At 68.0% G+C, this 19,156-nt stretch carries 18 protein-coding genes; 9 read left to right on the top strand and 9 right to left on the bottom strand.

All coding sequences use genetic code 11. The annotated features are described in order from the left end of the window. The 3 genes from NTM_RS04185 to clpB form a co-directional block, all read right to left on the bottom strand. A complete protein-coding gene (locus NTM_RS04185) occupies positions 1-777 on the bottom strand; it encodes an SDR family NAD(P)-dependent oxidoreductase (RefSeq protein ID WP_163765546.1) in 777 nt (258 codons plus the stop codon). A gap of 14 nt (positions 778-791) precedes the next feature. Next, complete coding sequence (ttfA, locus tag NTM_RS04190; RefSeq protein WP_104861709.1) at positions 792-1,565, bottom strand: trehalose monomycolate transport factor TtfA; 774 nt, start codon at positions 1,563-1,565, stop codon at positions 792-794. Positions 1,566-1,856: 291 nt separating this feature from the next. Then, positions 1,857-4,403: an ATP-dependent chaperone ClpB gene (clpB, locus tag NTM_RS04195; RefSeq protein WP_104861708.1), complete on the bottom strand. Its 2,547-nt coding sequence runs from the start codon at positions 4,401-4,403 to the stop codon at positions 1,857-1,859. 180 nt (positions 4,404-4,583) lie between these two features. Between clpB and NTM_RS04200 the strand changes: the two genes are divergently transcribed. The 5 genes from NTM_RS04200 (at position 4,584) to NTM_RS04220 (ending at position 9,868) form a co-directional block, all read left to right on the top strand. Then, positions 4,584-5,207 carry a CYTH domain-containing protein gene (locus NTM_RS04200; RefSeq protein ID WP_104861707.1) on the top strand — a complete coding sequence of 208 codons (624 nt, stop codon included), beginning with the start codon at positions 4,584-4,586 and terminating at the stop codon, positions 5,205-5,207. Between the two features lie 176 nt (positions 5,208-5,383). Beyond that, complete coding sequence (locus NTM_RS04205; RefSeq protein WP_179963879.1) at positions 5,384-6,892, top strand: sodium:solute symporter family protein; 1,509 nt, start codon at positions 5,384-5,386, stop codon at positions 6,890-6,892. Continuing rightward, the gene (locus NTM_RS04210) at positions 6,889-7,218 is read left to right on the top strand and encodes a hypothetical protein (RefSeq protein ID WP_104861706.1); all 330 of its coding nucleotides are present in this window, start codon (positions 6,889-6,891) and stop codon (positions 7,216-7,218) included. The genes NTM_RS04205 and NTM_RS04210 overlap by 4 nt, the downstream gene beginning before the upstream one ends. Further along, positions 7,215-8,537, top strand: coding sequence for an LLM class flavin-dependent oxidoreductase (locus NTM_RS04215; RefSeq protein WP_104861705.1), 1,323 nt, complete (start codon positions 7,215-7,217; stop codon positions 8,535-8,537). Before NTM_RS04210 ends, NTM_RS04215 begins: the two co-directional genes overlap by 4 nt. A gap of 47 nt (positions 8,538-8,584) precedes the next feature. Next, entirely contained in the window at positions 8,585-9,868 is a 1,284-nt protein-coding gene (locus NTM_RS04220) for an LLM class flavin-dependent oxidoreductase (protein ID WP_179964033.1), read from the top strand. A gap of 17 nt (positions 9,869-9,885) precedes the next feature. On the opposite strand, the gene NTM_RS04225 is transcribed toward NTM_RS04220, so the two are convergent. Further along, on the bottom strand, positions 9,886-10,239 hold the full coding sequence (locus NTM_RS04225; protein ID WP_104861703.1) for a VOC family protein: 354 nt from the start codon (positions 10,237-10,239) through the stop codon (positions 9,886-9,888). A gap of 119 nt (positions 10,240-10,358) precedes the next feature. On the opposite strand from NTM_RS04225, the gene NTM_RS04230 reads away from it, so the two are divergent. Beyond that, positions 10,359-11,036 carry a GAP family protein gene (locus NTM_RS04230; protein WP_104861702.1) on the top strand — a complete coding sequence of 226 codons (678 nt, stop codon included), beginning with the start codon at positions 10,359-10,361 and terminating at the stop codon, positions 11,034-11,036. On the opposite strand, the gene NTM_RS04235 is transcribed toward NTM_RS04230, so the two are convergent. Then, positions 11,025-11,651, bottom strand: coding sequence for a TetR/AcrR family transcriptional regulator (locus tag NTM_RS04235; RefSeq protein WP_104861701.1), 627 nt, complete (start codon positions 11,649-11,651; stop codon positions 11,025-11,027). The genes NTM_RS04230 and NTM_RS04235 overlap by 12 nt on opposite strands. A 96-nt stretch (positions 11,652-11,747) precedes the next feature. On the opposite strand from NTM_RS04235, the gene NTM_RS04240 reads away from it, so the two are divergent. Genes NTM_RS04240 through NTM_RS04250 form a run of 3 tightly spaced genes read left to right on the top strand, consistent with a single transcriptional unit; the run spans position 11,748 to position 14,886 of the window. Next, on the top strand, positions 11,748-12,776 hold the full coding sequence (locus tag NTM_RS04240) for a hypothetical protein (protein ID WP_104861700.1): 1,029 nt from the start codon (positions 11,748-11,750) through the stop codon (positions 12,774-12,776). Between the two features lie 16 nt (positions 12,777-12,792). Next, positions 12,793-13,959: an FAD-binding oxidoreductase gene (locus tag NTM_RS04245; protein WP_104861699.1), complete on the top strand. Its 1,167-nt coding sequence runs from the start codon at positions 12,793-12,795 to the stop codon at positions 13,957-13,959. Positions 13,960-13,983: 24 nt separating this feature from the next. Further along, entirely contained in the window at positions 13,984-14,886 is a 903-nt protein-coding gene (locus tag NTM_RS04250) for an aldose 1-epimerase (protein WP_104861698.1), read from the top strand. An 82-nt stretch (positions 14,887-14,968) separates the two neighbouring features. On the opposite strand, the gene NTM_RS04255 is transcribed toward NTM_RS04250, so the two are convergent. The 4 genes from NTM_RS04255 to dnaK are packed head-to-tail and all read right to left on the bottom strand — an operon-like array spanning position 14,969 to position 19,055. After that, entirely contained in the window at positions 14,969-15,334 is a 366-nt protein-coding gene (locus NTM_RS04255; RefSeq protein WP_104861697.1) for a heat shock protein transcriptional repressor HspR, read from the bottom strand. Then, positions 15,334-16,518, bottom strand: a complete 1,185-nt coding sequence (gene dnaJ, locus NTM_RS04260) for a molecular chaperone DnaJ (RefSeq protein WP_104861696.1) — start codon at positions 16,516-16,518, stop codon at positions 15,334-15,336. Before dnaJ ends, NTM_RS04255 begins: the two co-directional genes overlap by 1 nt. A 45-nt stretch (positions 16,519-16,563) precedes the next feature. Continuing rightward, positions 16,564-17,193, bottom strand: coding sequence for a nucleotide exchange factor GrpE (gene grpE / locus NTM_RS04265; protein ID WP_104861695.1), 630 nt, complete (start codon positions 17,191-17,193; stop codon positions 16,564-16,566). Next, positions 17,190-19,055: a molecular chaperone DnaK gene (dnaK, locus tag NTM_RS04270; protein WP_104861694.1), complete on the bottom strand. Its 1,866-nt coding sequence runs from the start codon at positions 19,053-19,055 to the stop codon at positions 17,190-17,192. Before dnaK ends, grpE begins: the two co-directional genes overlap by 4 nt. Between the last annotated feature and the right edge of the window lie 101 nt (positions 19,056-19,156).

The raw sequence follows: 19,156 nt of genomic DNA on the forward strand, positions 1-19,156 counted from the left end.
TCAGGTCCGCCCACGGCCCTTGCCGACCACCCTGGTCAGGCTGCGTACGACATTCCGGGGCACCAGCCGCCCGCCGGTGGTGAGCGCCTTGTACTGCAGACCCGGGATGATGACCACCTTGTCCTTCGCGACGTCGGCCATGGTCTCGCGGACCACCTCGTCGACCTCCAGCCACAGGAACGGCGCGGTGCCGGCCATGTCGATCCCGGCGCGGGCATGGAACTCGGTGCGCACGAAGCCAGGACACAGCGCGTGCACCCCGACGCCGGTGCCGGTCAGGCCGTTGGCGAGGCCTTCGGTGAACGACACCACCCACGCCTTGGACGCCGAGTAGGTCGAGCCCCGGCCGGGCAGCAGACCTGCGACGCTGGCGACGTTGAGCACCGTGCCCCGGCCGGCCTCGATCATCGACGGCAGGGCCGCGTGCGTGAGCTGCATGACCGCGGTGACGTTGACGTCGAGCTGTGCCTGCAGCGCGTCGTAATCGGCCGTCCAGAACTCACCGGAGATGCCGAAGCCGGCGTTGTTGACCAGCACCTGCACGCCGGCCCGCAGCCGCTCGCACACCGCGGCACGGCCGTCGGCGTCGGCGAGATCGGCGCGGATCACCTCGACACCGGCGCCTGCCTCATCACGAAGCTCAGCGGCGAGTGTCTCGAGTCGGGCCACATCCCTGGCGACCAGCACCAGGTCGTAGCCGTCGACGGCGTAGCGGCGGGCGAATCCCTCGCCGAGCCCGGACGTCGGTCCGGTGATCAGGGCGACGGGACGGGACATGTCCCAGAGAATACTTATCGCTGATAGTTGGGCGACTGCCGCCCGTTCGGCGGCGCCGGCTGCGGCGCGGGGCGGCGCACCGGTCCCGGCGGCGGCACGTCGCGGCCTGCCGGAGCGGGGGTCAGCGGACGGCTCGGGGAGCCGGTACGGCGGGCGACGGGCTGCCCGGTGGCAGCGGTCGGCACCGGCGGCAGCACCCGCAGCAGATCGTTGAACTGCCGCACGGTGCGCAGGCCCTCATCCCACTGGGCGCGGGTGCTGGTGACCGGCATGCTGATCAGCGTCCAGTTGCCTTCGTTCCACATGATCTCCGCGACATCGGGCGCGGTGTGGGCGAACGTGACCATCCGGCGGTCGCAGGCGCGCCGCGCCGCGTCCAGATTCGTGGAGTACACCATCCGCGGGCCGATCGCGCCGAGCAACCAGATGTCGTTCTCCTGGGGCTCCTTGAGGCCCTTGAGCCGCATGTCGACGGTGACGTTGGTGCCGACCTTGCGGTGCAGCGCGATCACGGTCGCGACGTCGTCGAGGTCGAAGATGAACACGGCCTCACCGCGGATCTGACCGAGCACCACATTCCTGGCGGTGACGTCGCCGACGGTCGACATCACGCCGCGCTTCCAGCGCTGCACGATCTCGCCGGACTCGCGCTCGTAGTCGAAGCCGTGCGATTTGGCCCACGACTTGCGGCGACGCCCGAGGCCGCGGCGGCGGTCGAGGTCGACGTACAGCAAGACGGCCGCACCCACGAAACAGAGTGCGGACAGCGTGAACCAAAGCGGGACCATTGCCCTAAGAGTAACTTCTCAGCCCGCCGAACCGAGAACTCGAGCCGGTCACAACTTGTCACCGGGTCGAACCGGCCCGCGAGAGTGCGCTCAGATCGCCATTCTTCGCTCGACCACGCTCTGGACGCACTCTCGCGCGATCGGGACGCGAAAACCCCGCCACACCGAAGTGTGACGGGGTCTTCGCGCAAGCGCTCATCCCAGCCGTCGGGTCTTCGCGCAAGCGCTCATCCCAGCTGTCGGGTCTTCGCGCAAGCGCTCATCCCAGCTGTCGGGTCTTCGCGCAAGCGCTCATCCCAGCACCAGCGAGTCTCCGTCCGCGCTGACGTTGACCGGCACCACGTCGCCGTCGTGCACGTCACCCGCCAGCAGCATCCTGGCCAGCTGGTCACCGATGGCCTGCTGCACCAGCCTGCGCAGCGGCCTGGCGCCGTAGAGCGGGTCGAAACCACGCTCGGCCAGCCACTTCTTCGCGGGCAGCGACACCTCCAGCGTCAGCCTGCGCTGCGCCAGCCGCTTGGCCAGCTGCTCCAGCTGGATGTCGACGATCGACACCAGCTGCTCCGGGTTCAGCGCGTCGAACATGATCACGTCGTCGAGCCGGTTGATGAACTCCGGCTTGAACGCCGACCGCACCGCGGCCATCACCTGCTCCTCCGAACCGCCGGCGCCCAGGTTGGACGTCAGGATCAGGATGGTGTTGCGGAAGTCGACCGTGCGGCCCTGACCGTCGGTCAGCCTGCCCTCGTCGAGGACCTGCAGCAGCACGTCGAACACGTCCGGGTGCGCCTTTTCAATCTCGTCGAACAGGATCACCGTGTACGGACGCCGCCGCACCGCCTCGGTCAGCTGACCACCCTGGTCGTAGCCGACGTACCCGGGCGGGGCACCGACCAGCCGGGCCACCGAGTGCTTCTCGCCGTACTCGCTCATGTCGATGCGGACCATCGCGCGTTCGTCGTCGAACAGGAACTCCGCCAGCGCCTTGGCCAGCTCGGTCTTACCGACGCCGGTCGGGCCCAGGAACATGAACGAGCCCGTGGGCCGGTTCGGGTCGGCGACACCGGCGCGCGAGCGCCGCACCGCATCCGAGACCGCCTGCACGGCCTTTTTCTGCCCGACGACCCGCTTGCCCAGCTCCTCCTCCATGCGCAGCAGCTTGGCGGTCTCGCCTTCGAGCATCCGGCCGGACGGGATACCGGTCCACGCCTCCACCACCTCGGCGATGTCGTCGGGGCCGACCTCCTCTTTGAGCATCACGTTCTCGCGGGCCTCGGCCTGCGGAAGCGCGGCGTCGAGCTTCTTCTCGACCTCCGGGATGCGGCCGTAGCGCAGCTCGGCGGCCTTGGCCAGATCACCGTCGCGTTCGGCCCGGTCGGCCGCACCGCGCAGGTCTTCCAGCTGCTCCTTGAGTTCGCGCACCACATCGATGGCGCCCTTCTCGTTCTGCCAGCGCGTGGTCAGCTCGGCCAACTCTTCCTTCTTGTCGGCCAGTTCGGCACGCAGCTTCTCCAGCCGGTCCTTCGACGCGGCGTCCTCCTCCTTGGCCAGCGCCATCTCCTCGATCTCGAGACGGCGGACCAGCCGCTCGACCTCGTCGATCTCGACAGGCCGGGAGTCGATCTCCATGCGCAGCCGGGAGGCAGCCTCGTCGACGAGGTCGATGGCCTTGTCCGGCAGGAAGCGGCTGGTGATGTAGCGGTCGCTGAGGGCGGCCGCCGCGACCAGCGCGGAGTCGGTGATGCGCACACCGTGGTGCACCTCGTAGCGCTCCTTTAGGCCGCGCAGGATGCCGACGGTGTCCTCGACCGACGGTTCGCCGACCAGCACCTGCTGGAAACGGCGCTCCAGCGCGGCGTCCTTCTCGATGTACTTGCGGTACTCGTCGAGGGTGGTCGCGCCGACCAGCCGCAGTTCACCGCGGGCCAGCATCGGCTTGATCATGTTGCCCGCATCCATCGCCGATTCGCCGGTCGCGCCCGCGCCGACGATGGTGTGCAGTTCGTCGATGAACGTGATGATCTGCCCGGCCGAGTTCTTGATGTCGTCGAGGACGGCCTTCAGGCGCTCCTCGAACTCACCGCGATACTTCGCACCGGCCACCATCGAGCCGAGATCCAGCGATACGACGGTCTTGTCGCGCAGGCTCTCCGGAACGTCGCCGGCAACGATGCGCTGGGCCAGGCCCTCGACGATCGCGGTCTTGCCGACACCGGGCTCACCGATGAGCACCGGGTTGTTCTTGGTGCGCCGGCTCAGCACCTGCACCACGCGCCGGATCTCGTGATCGCGGCCGATGACGGGGTCGAGCTTGCCTTCCTTGGCGCGCGCGGTCAGATCGGTGGAGTACTTCTCCAGGGCTTGATAACTGCCCTCGGGGTCCGGGTTGGTGACCCGGGCGCTGCCGCGTACCTTGACGAACGCCTCACGCAGCGCCTGCGGCGACGCCCCGTGGCTGGTGAGCAGCTTGGCGACGTCGGCGTCCCCGGACGCGAGACCGAACAGCAGGTGCTCGGTGGAGACGTACTCGTCGTCCATCTCGGTCGCGAGGTGGGTCGCCGCGGTGATCGCCGCGATCGCCTGCGGCGCCAGCTGCGGCTGCGAATTCGATCCGGTCACGCTGGGCAGCCGGTCGAGCAGCCGCTGCGTTTCCGCACGGATGGTCGCGGGTTCGACGCCGACGGCCTCCAACAGCGGGGCGGCGATGCCATCGTTCTGCGTCAGCAGCGCCATCAACAGGTGAGCGGGCGTGATCTGCGGGTTGCCCGCGGCGGTGGCCGCCTGCAGCGCCGAAGTCAGAGCCGCCTGGGTCTTGGTCGTCGGATTGAACGAGTCCACGACACCTCCCTTTCAGGTATGGAGGGCTGCACAGCAGGCCCTTCGAATGCTTGTCCCCTCTAGCAACGCAGTCAAGGTTGAGTCTGTTCCGCTCAACTCTAGAAAGTTTTACCAGATCTTGGAATGTGGACACGAACCCGAGGTCCACCTCCACGGCCGCCGAGGAGTTAACGTCGCCATATGTCCGATTCCGGCTTCGGCGACTTCGAGTTCGAACGCAAGTTCTTCGTCGCCGACATGCCCGCCGTCGCGGCGTCGGACCCGAGTCCGGCCCTGATCGCGCAGGCCTATCTGTTCGCCGCCGACGGCTACGCGGTGCGGGTGCGCCTGCAGGGCCGCGCCCCCGCCGATCTGGACGGCACCCCCGCCGAGTTGGTCAGCACACTCGTCGAGGACGCGATCGGCACCATGACCGCGAAAGGTCCGGCCGCGGGCGGCACCCGTTACGAGGCCGAACGCGAACTGGACCCGCTGGTCGCCGGTCAGATCGTGGCGCGGGCCCCCCACGTGATCCTCAAGATCCGGTCGTCGGTGTGGCTGGGCGAGGACGGCTGGGTGATCGACCGGTTCCTCGCGGGCAACGCACCGCTGGTCCTGGCCGAGGTGGAACGCAACACCCCCGTCGTCGATCTGGCGATCCCGTCGTTCTGCACCACCGAGGTGTCCGAGGACGACCGGTTCCGCAACGAGTACCTGGCCCATCACCCGTTCGGCACGTGGGCGCCCGACTACGCGCGCGAACTAGAGCTGATCGGCCCGAGATTCGTCGAGACCCTGGGCCAGAACGAGTTCGAGGGCACCTAGACCCCCGGTACAACGCGCGCGACAATTTCGCTCACATTGAATTCAATTCTTCTCTTGAGCGCTCACTCCGTCGAAGCTGACGCAGCCGCTTGACCGCGGCGGGCGCCCGGCGCTGGGCACCCGCAGCATCCCCCTTCGCCCGCTGCGCGACTCATCGTCTTTCCAGGAGTGCTTCCGTGTTCCACCCGTCCGACCTCTCGCCCGGTATCGGCTTCGCGCTGATGCTCGGCCTGGGCGTCTTCATGTTCGCCGTCGCGTTCACCGTCCGCTCGATGGTCAAGAACACCCACGACTTCGTCATCGCGGACCGCCGGATCGGCTTCGGCTTCGGCGTCGGCTCGGTCATCGCGGTGTGGACCTGGTCGATGGCGGTGATGATGTCCTCGGCGCAGGCCTTCAGCTTCGGCACGTCCGGACTGATCTGGTTCGTCGTGCCCAACGGCCTCGCGGTGATGGTGATGGTGCCGTTCGCGCTGCGGCTGCGCCGCCAGATGCCGGCCGGCTACACGATCGTCGAGTTCATCCGCGAGCGCTTCCAGAACAAGCCGGCGACCACCGTGATGCTGGTCGCGATGCTGCTCGGGCTGCTCGCCGAGATCTTCATCAACCTGTTCGGCGTGGTGCTGGTGATGGGCGTGATCTTCGGCATCAACCCGACCGTGGTGCTGATCGTCACGCTGGCCACCGTCACCGTGTACTCGTACTTCGGCGGCCTGTGGACCTCGGCGATCACCGCGACGTTCAACACGCTGCTGATCACCGTGCCCGCCGCGATCGTCGTGCTCTACGTGCTGCAGAAGGTCGGCGGCCCGGACCTGGTGTTCCAGAAGGTCGACGAGGCGGGGGCGAACACGCTCGACGCGTTCGACGGATCGGCGGCGGCCGCGTTCGGTATCTCCCTGGCGCTGGGCCTGCTCGCGTCGACGATGGCCGACCAGACGTTCTGGCAGAAGGCGTGGGCACTCAAGCCCGCGACGGCCGGACGCACCTTCGTGTGGGCGGGCATGTGGTTCTACCCGATCCCGATCGTGCTGGGTCTGCTCGGGCTCGTCGGCCTCGGATTCGGGGTCACGCTCGACGACCTCGGCGACGCCGGCCCCGGCGGCATCGGGCCGTACGTGATCAGCCACCTCGGGCTGCCGATCGTATTGATCGCGCTGTACGTGCTGATCATCCTCAACGCGTGCTACTCGTCGATCGACGGCGCGTTCTCGGCGCTGTCCTCGGTGGTCGCCGTCGACATCCTCAAGCGGGCCAAGCCCGACATCGCGCCGAAGTCGTTGTTCCGCTACACCAAGGCCTCGATCCTGGTGGCCGGTGTCATCGGCGGCATCGTCGTGAGCTCCGGCATCGACTACGTCGATCTGGTCAACACCGTGTACTTCCTCAAGGCCGCGCTGATCATCCCGTTGGGGCTGGCGATCTTCTGGAAGCGCATGACCTCGACGGCGTTCGTGGCCAGCCTGGTGCTGGCGATCGCCATCGGCTATCCCATCCGTGAGTTCGTCGGCGAACTCCCCGGAATCATCACCCTGGAGGCGATTTCACTCGTGGCTGCCGTCGGCATCAGCCTGTTGTCCAATCAGAAGTTCGACTACGACGCGCTCAAGCGCCGCGGTGAGGCCCTCACCTCGAACGACGTCCCGTCCGAAATCCCCTCGGCTGAACCGGATCCGGTCCGATGATCGCGTTCTGGATCGCCGTGGTGGTCGGCGGCATCGTCGGCGTGATCTACGTGACGCTCGGTGTGCAGGCGTTCTTCCGGGTGCGCCGTGATGTGCTGGCACTCGCGGAGTCCGGCGCCGCCGCCGAGATCGACACCGCCGGCCTCGAGCAGGAGAACAACCGGTCCTTCACCTGGAAGGCGCTCGCCGCCGTGGTGACCTCGACCGCGGTGATCGTGCTGCTGGGCGTCAGTCCCGTGTTCTGGTACATCCCAGCGGTTCTCGCGATCGGCTCGGCCGTCGCGGTGATCGCGGCATTCGTCATCGACCGGAAGGCAGCGGCATGAGCGCGAAGAAGAAGACGCATCTGCTCGGATTCGTCCAGCACGGCGTGATGAACCACGCGTCGACGATGTGGGCGCACCCCCGGGACAAGGTCGGCTACCACTGGTCGCGTCCCGAGTTCTGGCGGGATCTGGGCCGCACGATGGAACGCGGCCTGTTCGACGCGATGTTCATCGCCGACGAGCTGGCGCCGTACACGACGTACAAGGGCAGTTCCGATCCGGTGGTCAAGTATGCCGGACAGTGCCCGGTGCACGAACCGGCGGCGCTGGTGCCGATCATCGGCGCGTTCACCAAGCACCTCGGCATCGGGATCACGCTGTCGACATCCTTTGTGCCGCCGTACATGATGGCCCGGCACCTGTCGACGCTGGACCACCTGACCAACGGCCGGGTGGGCTGGAACATCGTGACCTCGTACTCCAAGAGCGAGTTCCAGGCGATGGGCAAGGACAACCTGACCCCGCGCGACAAGCGCTACGAGGTGGTCGAGGAGTACATGCAGCTGCTCTACCAGCTGTGGGATTCCTGGGATGACGACGCGATCGTCTACGACCGCGAGAACGGCGTGTTCGCCGACCCGGCCAAGGTGCGCGAGGTGGACTTCCAGGGCGAGTTCTTCAAATCCAAGGGCCGCCATTTCGTCGCGCCGTCGCCGCAGAAGCGGCCGGTGCTCTGGCAGGCCGGATCCTCGGAGCAGGGCCGCGATTTCGCCGCCAAGCACGCCGAGTCGGTGTTCGGCATCTTCCCGACGCCGAAGAGCATGCGGGCCTACGCCGACGACATCCGTTCGCGCGCCGACAACGCCGGCCGCGACCCGGAGTCGGTGAAGCTGATCTACGGTCTGCAGACGGTCATCGACCGCGACAAGGCACGGGCCAACGACCGCTACGCCGAGTTCGTCGAGAAGGTGCAGATCGAGAGCGCGCTCGGAATCCTATCCGGCCACACCGGTTTCGACTTCTCCACGCTCGGACTCGACGACAACGTCGTCGACGCAGACGTGCAGGGCATCCGCGGTCTGTTCGACGCGATCCTGGAGGCCAAGGACGGCGCGCCGGTCACGGTGCGCGAGGCCGCGCAGATCTACGGTGTGTCGATGGGCGCGCCGGTGGCGGTCGGCACTCCCGCCGATGTGGCCGACCAGATGGAACAGTATCTCGACGAGGGCGGCTGCAACGGCTTCATGATGCTGGCCACCGATACGCCGGGCTGCTTCAACGACATGACCGAGCTGCTGGTTCCGGAACTACAGCGGCGCGAACGATTCCGCACCCGCTACCCCGGGACCACGCTGCGCGAGAGCCTGCAGGAGTACTGATCGGCTTGTCGTCGAACACCAAGCGCAAAGCTCATTTCCTGGCCTTCATGCAGCACGGGGTGAGCAGTCACTCCGTGGGCATGTGGCGGCATCCGCTCGACAAGGTCGGCTGGGACTACGCATCCCCGCCGTACTGGGAGCACCTGGCCCGCACGCTGGAGCGTGGCCTGTTCGACGCGGTGTTCCTGGCCGACGAGCTGGCGCCGTACAACTCGTTCGAGGACAGCTCGGATGCCACCATCCGGTATGCGGTGCAGGCGCCGACCCACGAGCCCGCCGCGCTGACACCGATCATCACCGGTGCCACAACGCATCTCGGGGTCGGCCTGACACTGTCGACGGCATTCGAGCATCCGTACTCGATGGCCCGGCGACTGTCGACATTCGATCACCTCTCCGGCGGCCGGGTGGCCTGGAACATCGTCGGGTCGTACTCGCCGTCGGAATTCGCCGCGTACGGCCAGGAGATGCCGGACCGGTCGATCCGTTATGAACGCATCGCCGAGTACGTCGACCTGTGCTGCCAGCTGTGGGACTCGTGGCAACCGGACGCGGTGGTCGCCGACCGGGAGACCGGCATCTATGCCCACCCCGAGAAGATCCGCGAGGTCGTGTTCGAGGGTAAGCACTTCCGCTGCCGGGCAAGGCATTTCGTAGCCCCGTCGCCGCAGGGCCGACCGGTGCTGTGGCAGGCGGGCGCCAGTGAACCGGGCAGGCAGTTCGCAGCGGCGACCGCCGAGGCGATCTTCGCGATCCAGCCGACGGTGGCCTCGATGCGCGCGTACTCCGACGACATCCGCTCGCGGGTCGCCTCGGCCGGACGCGATCCGGAGTCGGTGAAGCTGTACTACGGCGCGCAGGTGATCGTCGGGGCGACCGAACGCGAGGCACAGGAGAAGGCCGACCATCTGCGGTCGCTCCTTCGGCCGGAGGCGTCGCTGGCGATGCTGTCGGGCCAACTGGGCGTGGACTTCTCCACGTTCGACCCGTCGGCTCCGCTCGACGAGATCCCGGTGCCGGGCATCCAGGGCGTCAAGGACGCGTTGGTCGCGACCGGCGCGGGCGAGAAGGTCACCGTTGCCGAGGCGGCCGACATCTACGCGTTCCGGTTCTCGATGCCGCAGGTGATCGGCACCCCGGAGGCGGTCGCCGACCAGTTGGAGAGGTTCCTCGACGACGGCGGCGCCGACGGTTTCATGCTGCTGGCCACCTATACGCCCGGGTGCTTCGAGGAGTTCGTCGACCTGGTGGTGCCCGAGTTGCAGCGGCGCGGCCGGTACCGGACCGGTTACCCGGGAACGACACTGCGGGAGAACATCCGGGCCGATTAGCCGGTCGCGCGGGGTCGTCAGTACTCGACCCGGAACCCACCGATGAGGCTGATGATGTTGCCGTCGGGATCCGGGAACCGGGACAGTCGCACGCCTCTGTTCGCCTCGACGATGTCGCCGGGCTCCACACCCCGGGCCCGCAGTTCGGCTAGGCGCTCCTCCAGATCGTGGACTGCGAGGTTACATTCGTCCGTCCCGGCTCTGTCCGGGTCGTGGAAGATCTGCACCCAGGCACCCGGCAATACCTGCCACTCGACCAGCGACGGCATCGGGTTGTTGTCCTCGGGTCTGCCGAACAGGTCGGCATACCAGCGCCTGCTCCTGGCGATGTCCGTGACGTGCACAACCGCGAGGACGTGGGTGATCGACATACGGTTCCCCTTTTCTCGTCATGGGTACCGACCGGGGAACCCCGCCGAACTCATCGGTACTGCGTGTCGCGCCGCTCCCCATTCGGCGCGCAGGGGACGCCGCTTGCTACGTTCTCGGGGTGTCGGGTACCTGGGGATCCATTCTGACCGAGCTCATCCCGCTCGGTCTCGTCATCGCGCTGTCGCCGCTGTCGATCATCCCCGCGGTGCTGGTGCTGAGCACGCCGAAGCCGCGACCGACCGGGTTGGCGTTCCTGGCCGGGTGGCTGCTGGGCATCGCCGCGTTGACCGCCGTGTTCCTGCAGCTGTCCAACCTCGTCGGCGGCGTCGGCACCCAGCCGCCGAGTTGGGCGTCCTGGTTGCGCATCGTCATCGGCGCGGCGCTGATCGTGTTCGGCGTCTACCGCTGGGCCAAGCGCGCGACCTCCGAACACATGCCGGGGTGGATGCGGCGGATCGGTTCCCTGACCCCGGGCAAGGCCGCGGTGACCGCGGCGGCGCTGACCGTGCTCAACCCGAAGGTCCTGTTCATCTGCGCCGCAGCGGGTTTGGCGATGGGCTCGTCAGGCATCGCCGCGCCTGAGGTGTGGCTGGCGGTGGTGTGGTTCGTGCTGGTGGCGGGCTCGACGGTGGCGGCGCCGATCCTGGCGTACGCCGTCACGGGTGAGCGTCTCGACCCGAAACTGAACCGGGTGCGCGCCTGGATGGAGCGCCAGCACGCGACGCTGATCGCGGTGATCCTGATCGTGATCGGTCTTCTGGTGCTGTACAAGGGTATTCACGCGCTACTGGGGTAACCCGAGTTCGTCGGCGTCGGCCGTCAGGTACCGCGTGACCGTCGGCGCGACCAGCGTCACCACCTGCTCGGTGGCCAGTTCCGACAGTGGCGGCACCTCGATCAGATAGCGCAGCATCGCCGTGCCCACCAGGCTGGAGGCCGCCAGCAGCGCGCGCAGCCTGGCCTGTTCGTCGCCGCCGAGCACACCCGAGACCGCGGTCAGCACGTAGTGCTGCATGAACTCCCGGAACGCGGTGTGGGCATGAGGGTTCGACGTCGCCGACGACAGCATCGCGCGCATCGTCGCGGCGCTGTCGGGCGCCTCCCAGATGCCCAGGTAGGTCCGCACCATCCGGGTGCCGATGTCGCCCTCGTCCCCGGTCAGTGCGGCCACCAGCACCTCGGGATCGAGGATCAGCCGCAGCGACTCCCGGAACAGTTCCTCCTTGGAACCGAACAGGTACAGCACCATCGACGCGTCGACGCCGGCGTCCTTGGCGATCGCGCGCAGGGTCGTCTTCTCGAATCCGTCCTGGCTGAAGCGGGCCTTCGCCGCGGCGAGCACGGCGTCGCGGGACACCGGATCGCCCTTGCGCCTCCCGCGACGGCGGGTCGTCTCGGCAGGTCGGGGCACCTGGCCACCCTAGCATTTCAACATCTATTGAATTAGACGCCGCCCGGGCTTACGCTCGGCAAATAGAATTCAACATCCAGTGAAAAGGGGGTCGCCATGTCGTCGACCGACACACCCACCGGCCGCGGGGTCTCCGTTCACCGGGTCTCCGTCCACGGCGCACCGGCCGCCGCGCGCGCGACGGGCATCGTCGTCGCCGTCACCACACTGCTCGCACTCGTCGCAATCGCGTTCGCGCTACCCGCGGTGAAGTCCGGCCCCCACGATGTGCCGATCGGCGCCGCCGGACCAGATGCCGCCGGCAGTCAGGTGGCCCAGACTCTCGACGAGAGGGCGCCGGGCGCATTCGCGGTGACGTTCTTCCCGGGCGAGGACGCGCTGCGCGATGCGATCAGGAGCCGGGATGTCTACGGCGGCTTTGTTTTTCCGAGCTCGCCCGGCGAGCAGCCCACCTTGCTGGTGGCCACCCAGGCTGGCCCGGTGGTCGCGCAGTTGCTGACCCAGATCGGCACGCAGCTGAGTCACCAGACCGGGATGCAATTGCAGACCGAGGACCTCGCGCCGCCGACGGCTCGCGATCCCCGCGGCGCCGGGCTGGCCGCATCCGCGCTGCCCATCACGCTGGCCGGCATCCTGCCCGCCATCGCGCTCGTCCTCGCGCTGCCCCGCGAGATATGGACCCGGCTGGCCGCGACGATGGTGTTCGCCGCCGTCGCAGGCGTCACGATCGCGGCGCTGCTGCGGTTCGTGCTCGGATCGATCGAGACCGGTTTGTGGGATGTGTCGGCCGCGCTGGCGCTGGGCATCGCGGCCGCGGCGCTGACCGTACTCGGTCTCGGCTCGCTGTTCGGCAGGATCGGGCTCGGCGTCGGGACGGCGCTGGCCCTGCTGGTCGGCAATCCGCTGTCCGGCCTCGCGAGCGCGCCGGAGATGCTGCCGTCGGGGTGGGGACAATTCGGCCAACTGATGCCGCAGGGCGCGACCGCGACGCTGCTGCGCTCGGCGGCCGCATTCGACGGCCGCGGCGCGACGACAGCGATCGCGGTGCTGGCCTGCTGGGTGCTGTTCGGCATCGGGCTGACCGTGGCCGCCGCTGTTCGGCAGGGCAAGGGCACAGCTTCCTGACCTAGGATCGTCCGGCGTGGGACTCGAAGACCGCGACTCGGTGCGCATCCTCAGGGACGCGTTCGATCCCGCGCTCGGGTCCGAGCAACTCGTCGGCGATTTCTACACGCGATGGTTCGCCGCCGACTTGTCCGCCCGCGACCTGTTCCCGCCGGACATGGCCACCCAGCGCCGGGTCTTCGCGCAGGCGATGTGCTGGTTGTGCGACGAGCTGATCGCCCAGCGCGCGGAGGAGCCCGTCGCGTTCCTCGCCCAGCTGGGCCGCGACCACCGCAAGTACGGCGTCACCCCGGCGCATTACGCGGCGTTCAAGGATGCGCTGGTGGCCACCGTGCGCGCCGCGCTGGCCGACCGGTGGGACGCCCGGCTGGCCGAGGCCGTCTCCGACGTGCTCACCCTGGCCGTGGAGGTGATGAACGGGGCGGCCGATGCCGAGTCCACTCCCCCGTTCTGCGACGGCACCGTCCTCGAGCACCTGCGGCCCACCCGTGACGTGGCGGTGGTGCGGCTGAAGATGGATCACCCGCTGAGTTACCACCCGGGGCAGTACCTGCCGGTGCAGGTGCCGCAGTGGCCGCGCCGGTGGCGATACCTGAGCCCGGCCATGCCGGCCGACCCGCAGGGCCATGTCGAGTTCCACGTGCGCTCGGTGCCGGGCGGCATGGTCAGCCACGCCATCGTCGGCGAGGCCCGGCCCGGGGACCGGTGGCGGCTGGCCAATCCGCACGGCGGCATGCACGTCGACCGTGACGGCGGCGACGTGCTGATGGTCGCGGGCAGCACCGGGCTCGCACCGCTGCGTGCGCTGATCATGGATCTGGCCCGGTACGCGGTGAACCCGCGCGTGCATCTGTTCTTCGGCGCGAAGTATCCGTGCGAGCTCTACGATCTGCGCACGCTGTGGGAGATCGCATCGATGAATCCGTGGCTGTCGGTGACTCCGGTGTCGGAGCTGAACTTCGATCCGCCGTGGGCCGGCGACTACCCCGACAACACCCCGCCGCGCGGGCTGCATGTACGCCAGACCGGCCTGTTGCCCGAGGTGGTGACACGCTACGGCAGCTGGGGTGATCGTCAGATCCTGCTGTGTGGACGCGCGGAGATGGTGCGAGCCACCAAGGCTGCGTTGATCGCCAAAGGCGCACCTGCGGAAAGGATCCAGCACGATCCGCTGGCCGACTGAGCCCCGCATGGCAGGATCGCTGTCATGGAGGAGTTCGAAACCGTCACGCTGCGTGATCCGTCGTCGGCGCTGACCGCGACCTATGTCCCGATCGCCGGCATGGTCGCGACCTCGCTGTCCGACGACGGGGTCGAACTGCTCGGTCAGCGCCGCGGCCTGCAGGCCTACGTGTCCAACCACAAGACCATGGGCATCCCGATCCTGTACCCGTGGGCCAACCGGCTGAGCAGCATGGGGTACGGCGTGGACGGCGCGGTCGTGACGCTGACCCCCGGCACCGGCGGGGTACGCACCGATCAGCACGGCGTGCCGATCCACGGCACGTTGGGCGGCTACCGGGACTGGACGGTGACCACGCTGCTGGAGTCGCAGCTGACGGCCGAACTGGATTTCGCGGCGCGGCCCGCGCTGCTGGCGACCTTCCCGTTCCCGCACCTGCTCACGCTGGACATCACGCTGCGTGACCGCACCCTGACGGTGACGACGACGGTGACCGCGACGACCGGCGCGCGAGTGCCGATGTGCTTCGGGTTCCACCCGTACCTGCAGCTCCCGGGTGTACCGCGGGCACAGTGGCAGATCGAGACCCCGGCGATGCGGTATCAGCCGGTGAACGCGTGGGGCATCCCGACCGGCCGCGTCGAGCAGCGCCCGGCCGCCACCGACGTGTTGGGCGACAGGTTCATCGACGACGGATTCGACGAGGTCCCCGAGGGCTCGGTGTTCGCGTTGTCCGGCGGCGGACGCCGCATCGAGGTCCATTTCGACCAGGGCTACACCGCCGCACAGGTCTACGCACCCGGCGACGACGATGTCGTGTGCTTCGAGCCGATGGCCGCCGCGACCGATGCGCTGCGCCGGGGCGGCTACCGCGAGGTGCAGCCCGGCGAGTCGGCGGTCGCACAGTTCCGGATCAAGGTCTCCTAGCCGACAAGACCGCCGGAATTGCATTCCAGCAGAGGAACTTCGAGAAGACTCCTGCCGGAACGCAATTTCGGCGGTGAGCGGTCTAGCGCTGCTGATTACGCGGCTGCCACACCACCAGCGCGGTGCTCTTGGGCCGCGGCTGGGACCGCAATCGCTCGACCTCGTCGCTGAGCTCGCGCACCCGCGCCTGCAGCGCCTCGACCTGGTTGGTCAGCTCGATGATGCGTTTGATCCCGGCGAGGTTGACGCCCTCGTCCTGCGACAACCGCTGCACCTCGCGCAGCAGGTCCACATCGCGCTGCGAATAACGCCGTCCACCACCGGAACTGCGCTGCGGGGTGACCAGGCCGAGCCGGTCATAGGTGCGCAGGGTCTGCGCATGCATACCGGCCAGCTCGGCGGCCACCGAGATCAGATATGTGCGCGCTTCTTCCTTCCGGGCGGCCATCAGACATTCCCCGCCCATCCCGCCCGGGGGTCGAACCCACTAGCGCGCTCGGCCTTGGCGTACGCCTCCAGCGCCTCGGCGGCATCACCTTCGAGATTCGGCGGCACCGCCACCTTCACCGTCACCAGCAGATCGCCGTGTCCGCCACCGCGTTTCGGAACGCCGCGGCCACGCACCCGCAGGATCCGGCCGTCGGAGGTGCCCTTCGGCACCCGGACCCCGACCTTGCCTTCCAGGGTCGGGACCGAAAGCGTTGTCCCCAATGCCAATTCGTGGAAACTGACGGGCACACTCACCGTGAGATCGTCCCCGTTGCGGCCGAACACCTTGTCCGGCCGGACGTGGACGGTCACATACAGGTCACCCGACGGCGCGCCACGCAGCCCGGCCTCACCCTGACCGGCGAGCCGGATACGCTGTCCGTCCTCGACACCCGGTGGGATCCGCACATTGATGGTGCGGGTACGCGTGGTGACCCCGGTGCCCTTGCACTCCTCGCACGGGTTCTCGATGATCGAGCCGCTGCCCCGGCATTCGGTGCACGGCTCAGAGAACCCGAACGCACCCTGGTTCCGGCTGATCACACCGGCGCCGTTGCAGTTCGGGCACACCTTCGGGCTGGTGCCGGGCCGCGCACCACTGCCATGGCAGTTCGTGCACGGCGCCGGGCTGGTCAGCCGAAGCGGCATCGCGACACCCTTGGTGGCCTCCAGGAAGCTCAGCTCCGTCTCGGTCTCGAGATCGTTGCCGCGCCGCGGCCTGGTCGGGCGCGGCTGCTGTGCGCCGCGGCCGAACAGTCCGCCGAAGAGGTCACCGATGTTCGCGCCGCCGGCCTGACCGGCGGCGTCGAACAGATCGTTGAGGTTGAACTCCTGGGCGCCGTCTCCACCGAACCCACCGAAACCGCCACCGCCGCCGCTGAAACGCCCGCGACCGAAGCCACCGCCTGCGAACAGGCGGCGCGTCTCGTCGTACTCCTTGCGCTTGGCGGCGTCGGTGAGCACCTCCTTGGCCTCGGAGGCGGCCTTGTAGCGCTCCTCGGCCTCGGCGTTGCCCGGGTTCCGGTCAGGGTGGTTGTCGGCGAGGATCTTGCGGGCGGCCCGCTTGATCTCCTTCTCGTCGGCATCAGAGGCGACGCCGAGCACCTTGTAGAAGTCCTTCTCAACCCACTCACGCTGGGCCATACCGCGTCACCTCCTTACCTTTTCTCATCTAGATTCCGTCAATTCTCATGATTCTGCGGGCTCTTGCTGCCCGCCGTCGGCATTACCGTCCCCGGACGCGCCGGGCACGGTGTCGACGACACCGACCATCGCGTGCCGGACGACCTGCTCGCCGACCCGGTAACCGCGCCGCATCACGGTGCCGACCACGGGGTGCGTTCCGTCGCCCTCGTGCTGCACGGCCTCGTGCAGCGCCGGGTCGAACTCGTCGCCCTCCTCGCCGAAGCTCGAAAGGCCCAGCCCCTCAAGCGCACCGGCGAGTTTGTCGGCAACGGCCTTGAGCGGGCCGCCCTCCAGGTCACCGTGACTGCGGGCGCGGTCGAGGTCGTCGAGAACCGGCAGCAGCGCGACCAGCGCCGACGCCTTGGCCCGCTCGGCGATCGCCTGCTGATCGCGCAGGGTGCGTTTGCGGTAGTTGTCGTACTCGGCCTTGACCCGCTGCAGCGTCGCCTTCAGCTCCTCGACCTCGGCACTGTCGGCCGAAGCCGGGCCGCCGACGGTGTCGTCGGCGGCCGGGGCCGGCCCACCGGGGGCCGGCTCGGGCGTCGGATTCTCACGCACCTGCCCGGTTTCGGGATCGATGCGCCGCTTGTCAGTGACGGTAATCGGTTCCTCTACTCGATCCGCGTCGCTCACTTGCGCTCCTGATCGTCCTCAACCACCTCGGCGTCGACCACGTCATCGTTGGAAGCCGACCCGCCGGCGGATCCGCCGGCCGGGCCACCCGCGGCCTGCTCGGCCTGGGTCGCCTCGTAGATCGCCTGGCCGAGGGCCTGGCTCTCCTCGCCGAGCTTCTCCATGGCCGACTTGATGGCGCCGATGTCGGTGCCGGCAAGTGCGGTCTTGGCGTCGGCGATCGCGGCGTCGACCTTGGTCAAGGTGTCCTCGGGAACCTTCGATCCGCCTTCGGCCTCGCGCTGCTCCTTGACGAACTTCTCCGTCTGGTAGACCAGCGACTCGGCCTGGTTGCGGACGTCGGCCTCTTCGCGACGCTTGCGGTCCTCCTCGGCGTGCGCCTCGGCGTCCTTGACCATCCGGTCGATCTCCTCCTTGGACAGGCCGGAGCCTTCCTGGATCTTGATCGTGTTCTCCTTGCCGGTGCCCTTGTCCTTGGCCGTCACGTGGACGATGCCGTTGGCGTCGATGTCGAAGGTGACCTCGATCTGGGGGACACCGCGCGGAGCCGGCGGGATACCGGTCAGCTCGAAGCTGCCGAGCAGCTTGTTGTGCGCGGCGATCTCACGCTCGCCCTGATAGACCTGGATCTGCACCGACGGCTGGTTGTCGTCGGCGGTGGTGAAGGTCTCCGACCGCTTGGTCGGGATCGTGGTGTTGCGCTCGATGAGCTTGGTCATCACGCCGCCCTTGGTCTCGATACCGAGCGACAGCGGGGTGACGTCAAGCAGCAGAACGTCTTTCACCTCACCCTTGAGCACACCGGCCTGCAGCGCGGCGCCCACGGCGACGACCTCGTCCGGGTTCACGCCCTTGTTGGGCTCCTTGCCGCCGGTCAGTTCCTTGACCAGATCGGTGACCGCGGGCATCCGGGTGGAACCACCCACCAGCACCACGTGGTCGATGTCGGAGACCGAGATACCGGCGTCCTTGATCACGGACTGGAACGGCTTACGGGTGCGGTCCAGCAGATCCTGGGTGATGCGCTGGAACTCCGACCGCGTCAGCTGTTCGTCGAGGAACAGCGGGTTCTTGTCCGCGTCGACGGTGATGTAGGGCAGGTTGATCGACGTGCTCTGGCTCGAGCTCAGTTCGATCTTGGCCTTCTCGGCGGCTTCACGCAGCCGCTGCATCGCCATCTTGTCCTTGGTCAGGTCGATGCCCGACGTGCCCTTGAACTTGTCGACGAGCCATTCGACGATCCGGTCGTCCCAGTCGTCGCCACCGAGGTGGTTGTCGCCGGAGGTGGCGCGCACCTCGACCACACCCTCGCCGATCTCCAGCAGCGACACGTCGAACGTGCCACCACCGAGGTCGAACACCAGGATGGTCTGTTCCTTCTCACCCTTGTCGAGGCCGTAGGCCAACGCGGCCGCGGTCGGCTCGTTGACGATGCGCAGCACGTTGAGGCCGGCGATCTGGCCGGCGTCCTTGGTGGCCTGACGCTGGGCGTCGTTGAAGTACGCGGGAACGGTGATCACCGCGTCGGTGATGTCCTCGCCGAGGTAGGCCTCCGCGTCGCGCTTGAGCTTCATCAGCACGCGCGCGCTGATCTCCTGCGGCGTGTAGTTCTTGCCGTCGATCTCCACCGTCCAATCGGTGCCGATCTCACGCTTGACCGACCGGATGGTCCGGTCGACGTTGGTGACGGCCTGGTTTTTGGCGGGCTGACCGACCAGCACCTCGCCGTTGCGCGCGAACGCGACGACCGACGGCGTGGTCCGGGAGCCCTCAGAGTTTGCGACGACGACGGGGTCGCCACCCTCCAGTACTGCGACGACGGAGTTGGTGGTCCCGAGGTCGATACCGACCGCACGAGCCATAGTTACTGCCTCCTGAATAGCTGTTGCCTTGGTCTGAGTGCACCGCACTCAAGACTGCTCCTCCCGGCGGTGCCGTGTCAAGCCTAACTTGAGTCGATGTC

This window comes from Mycolicibacterium parafortuitum, from assembly GCF_010725485.1.
Lineage (GTDB): Bacteria > Actinomycetota > Actinomycetes > Mycobacteriales > Mycobacteriaceae > Mycobacterium.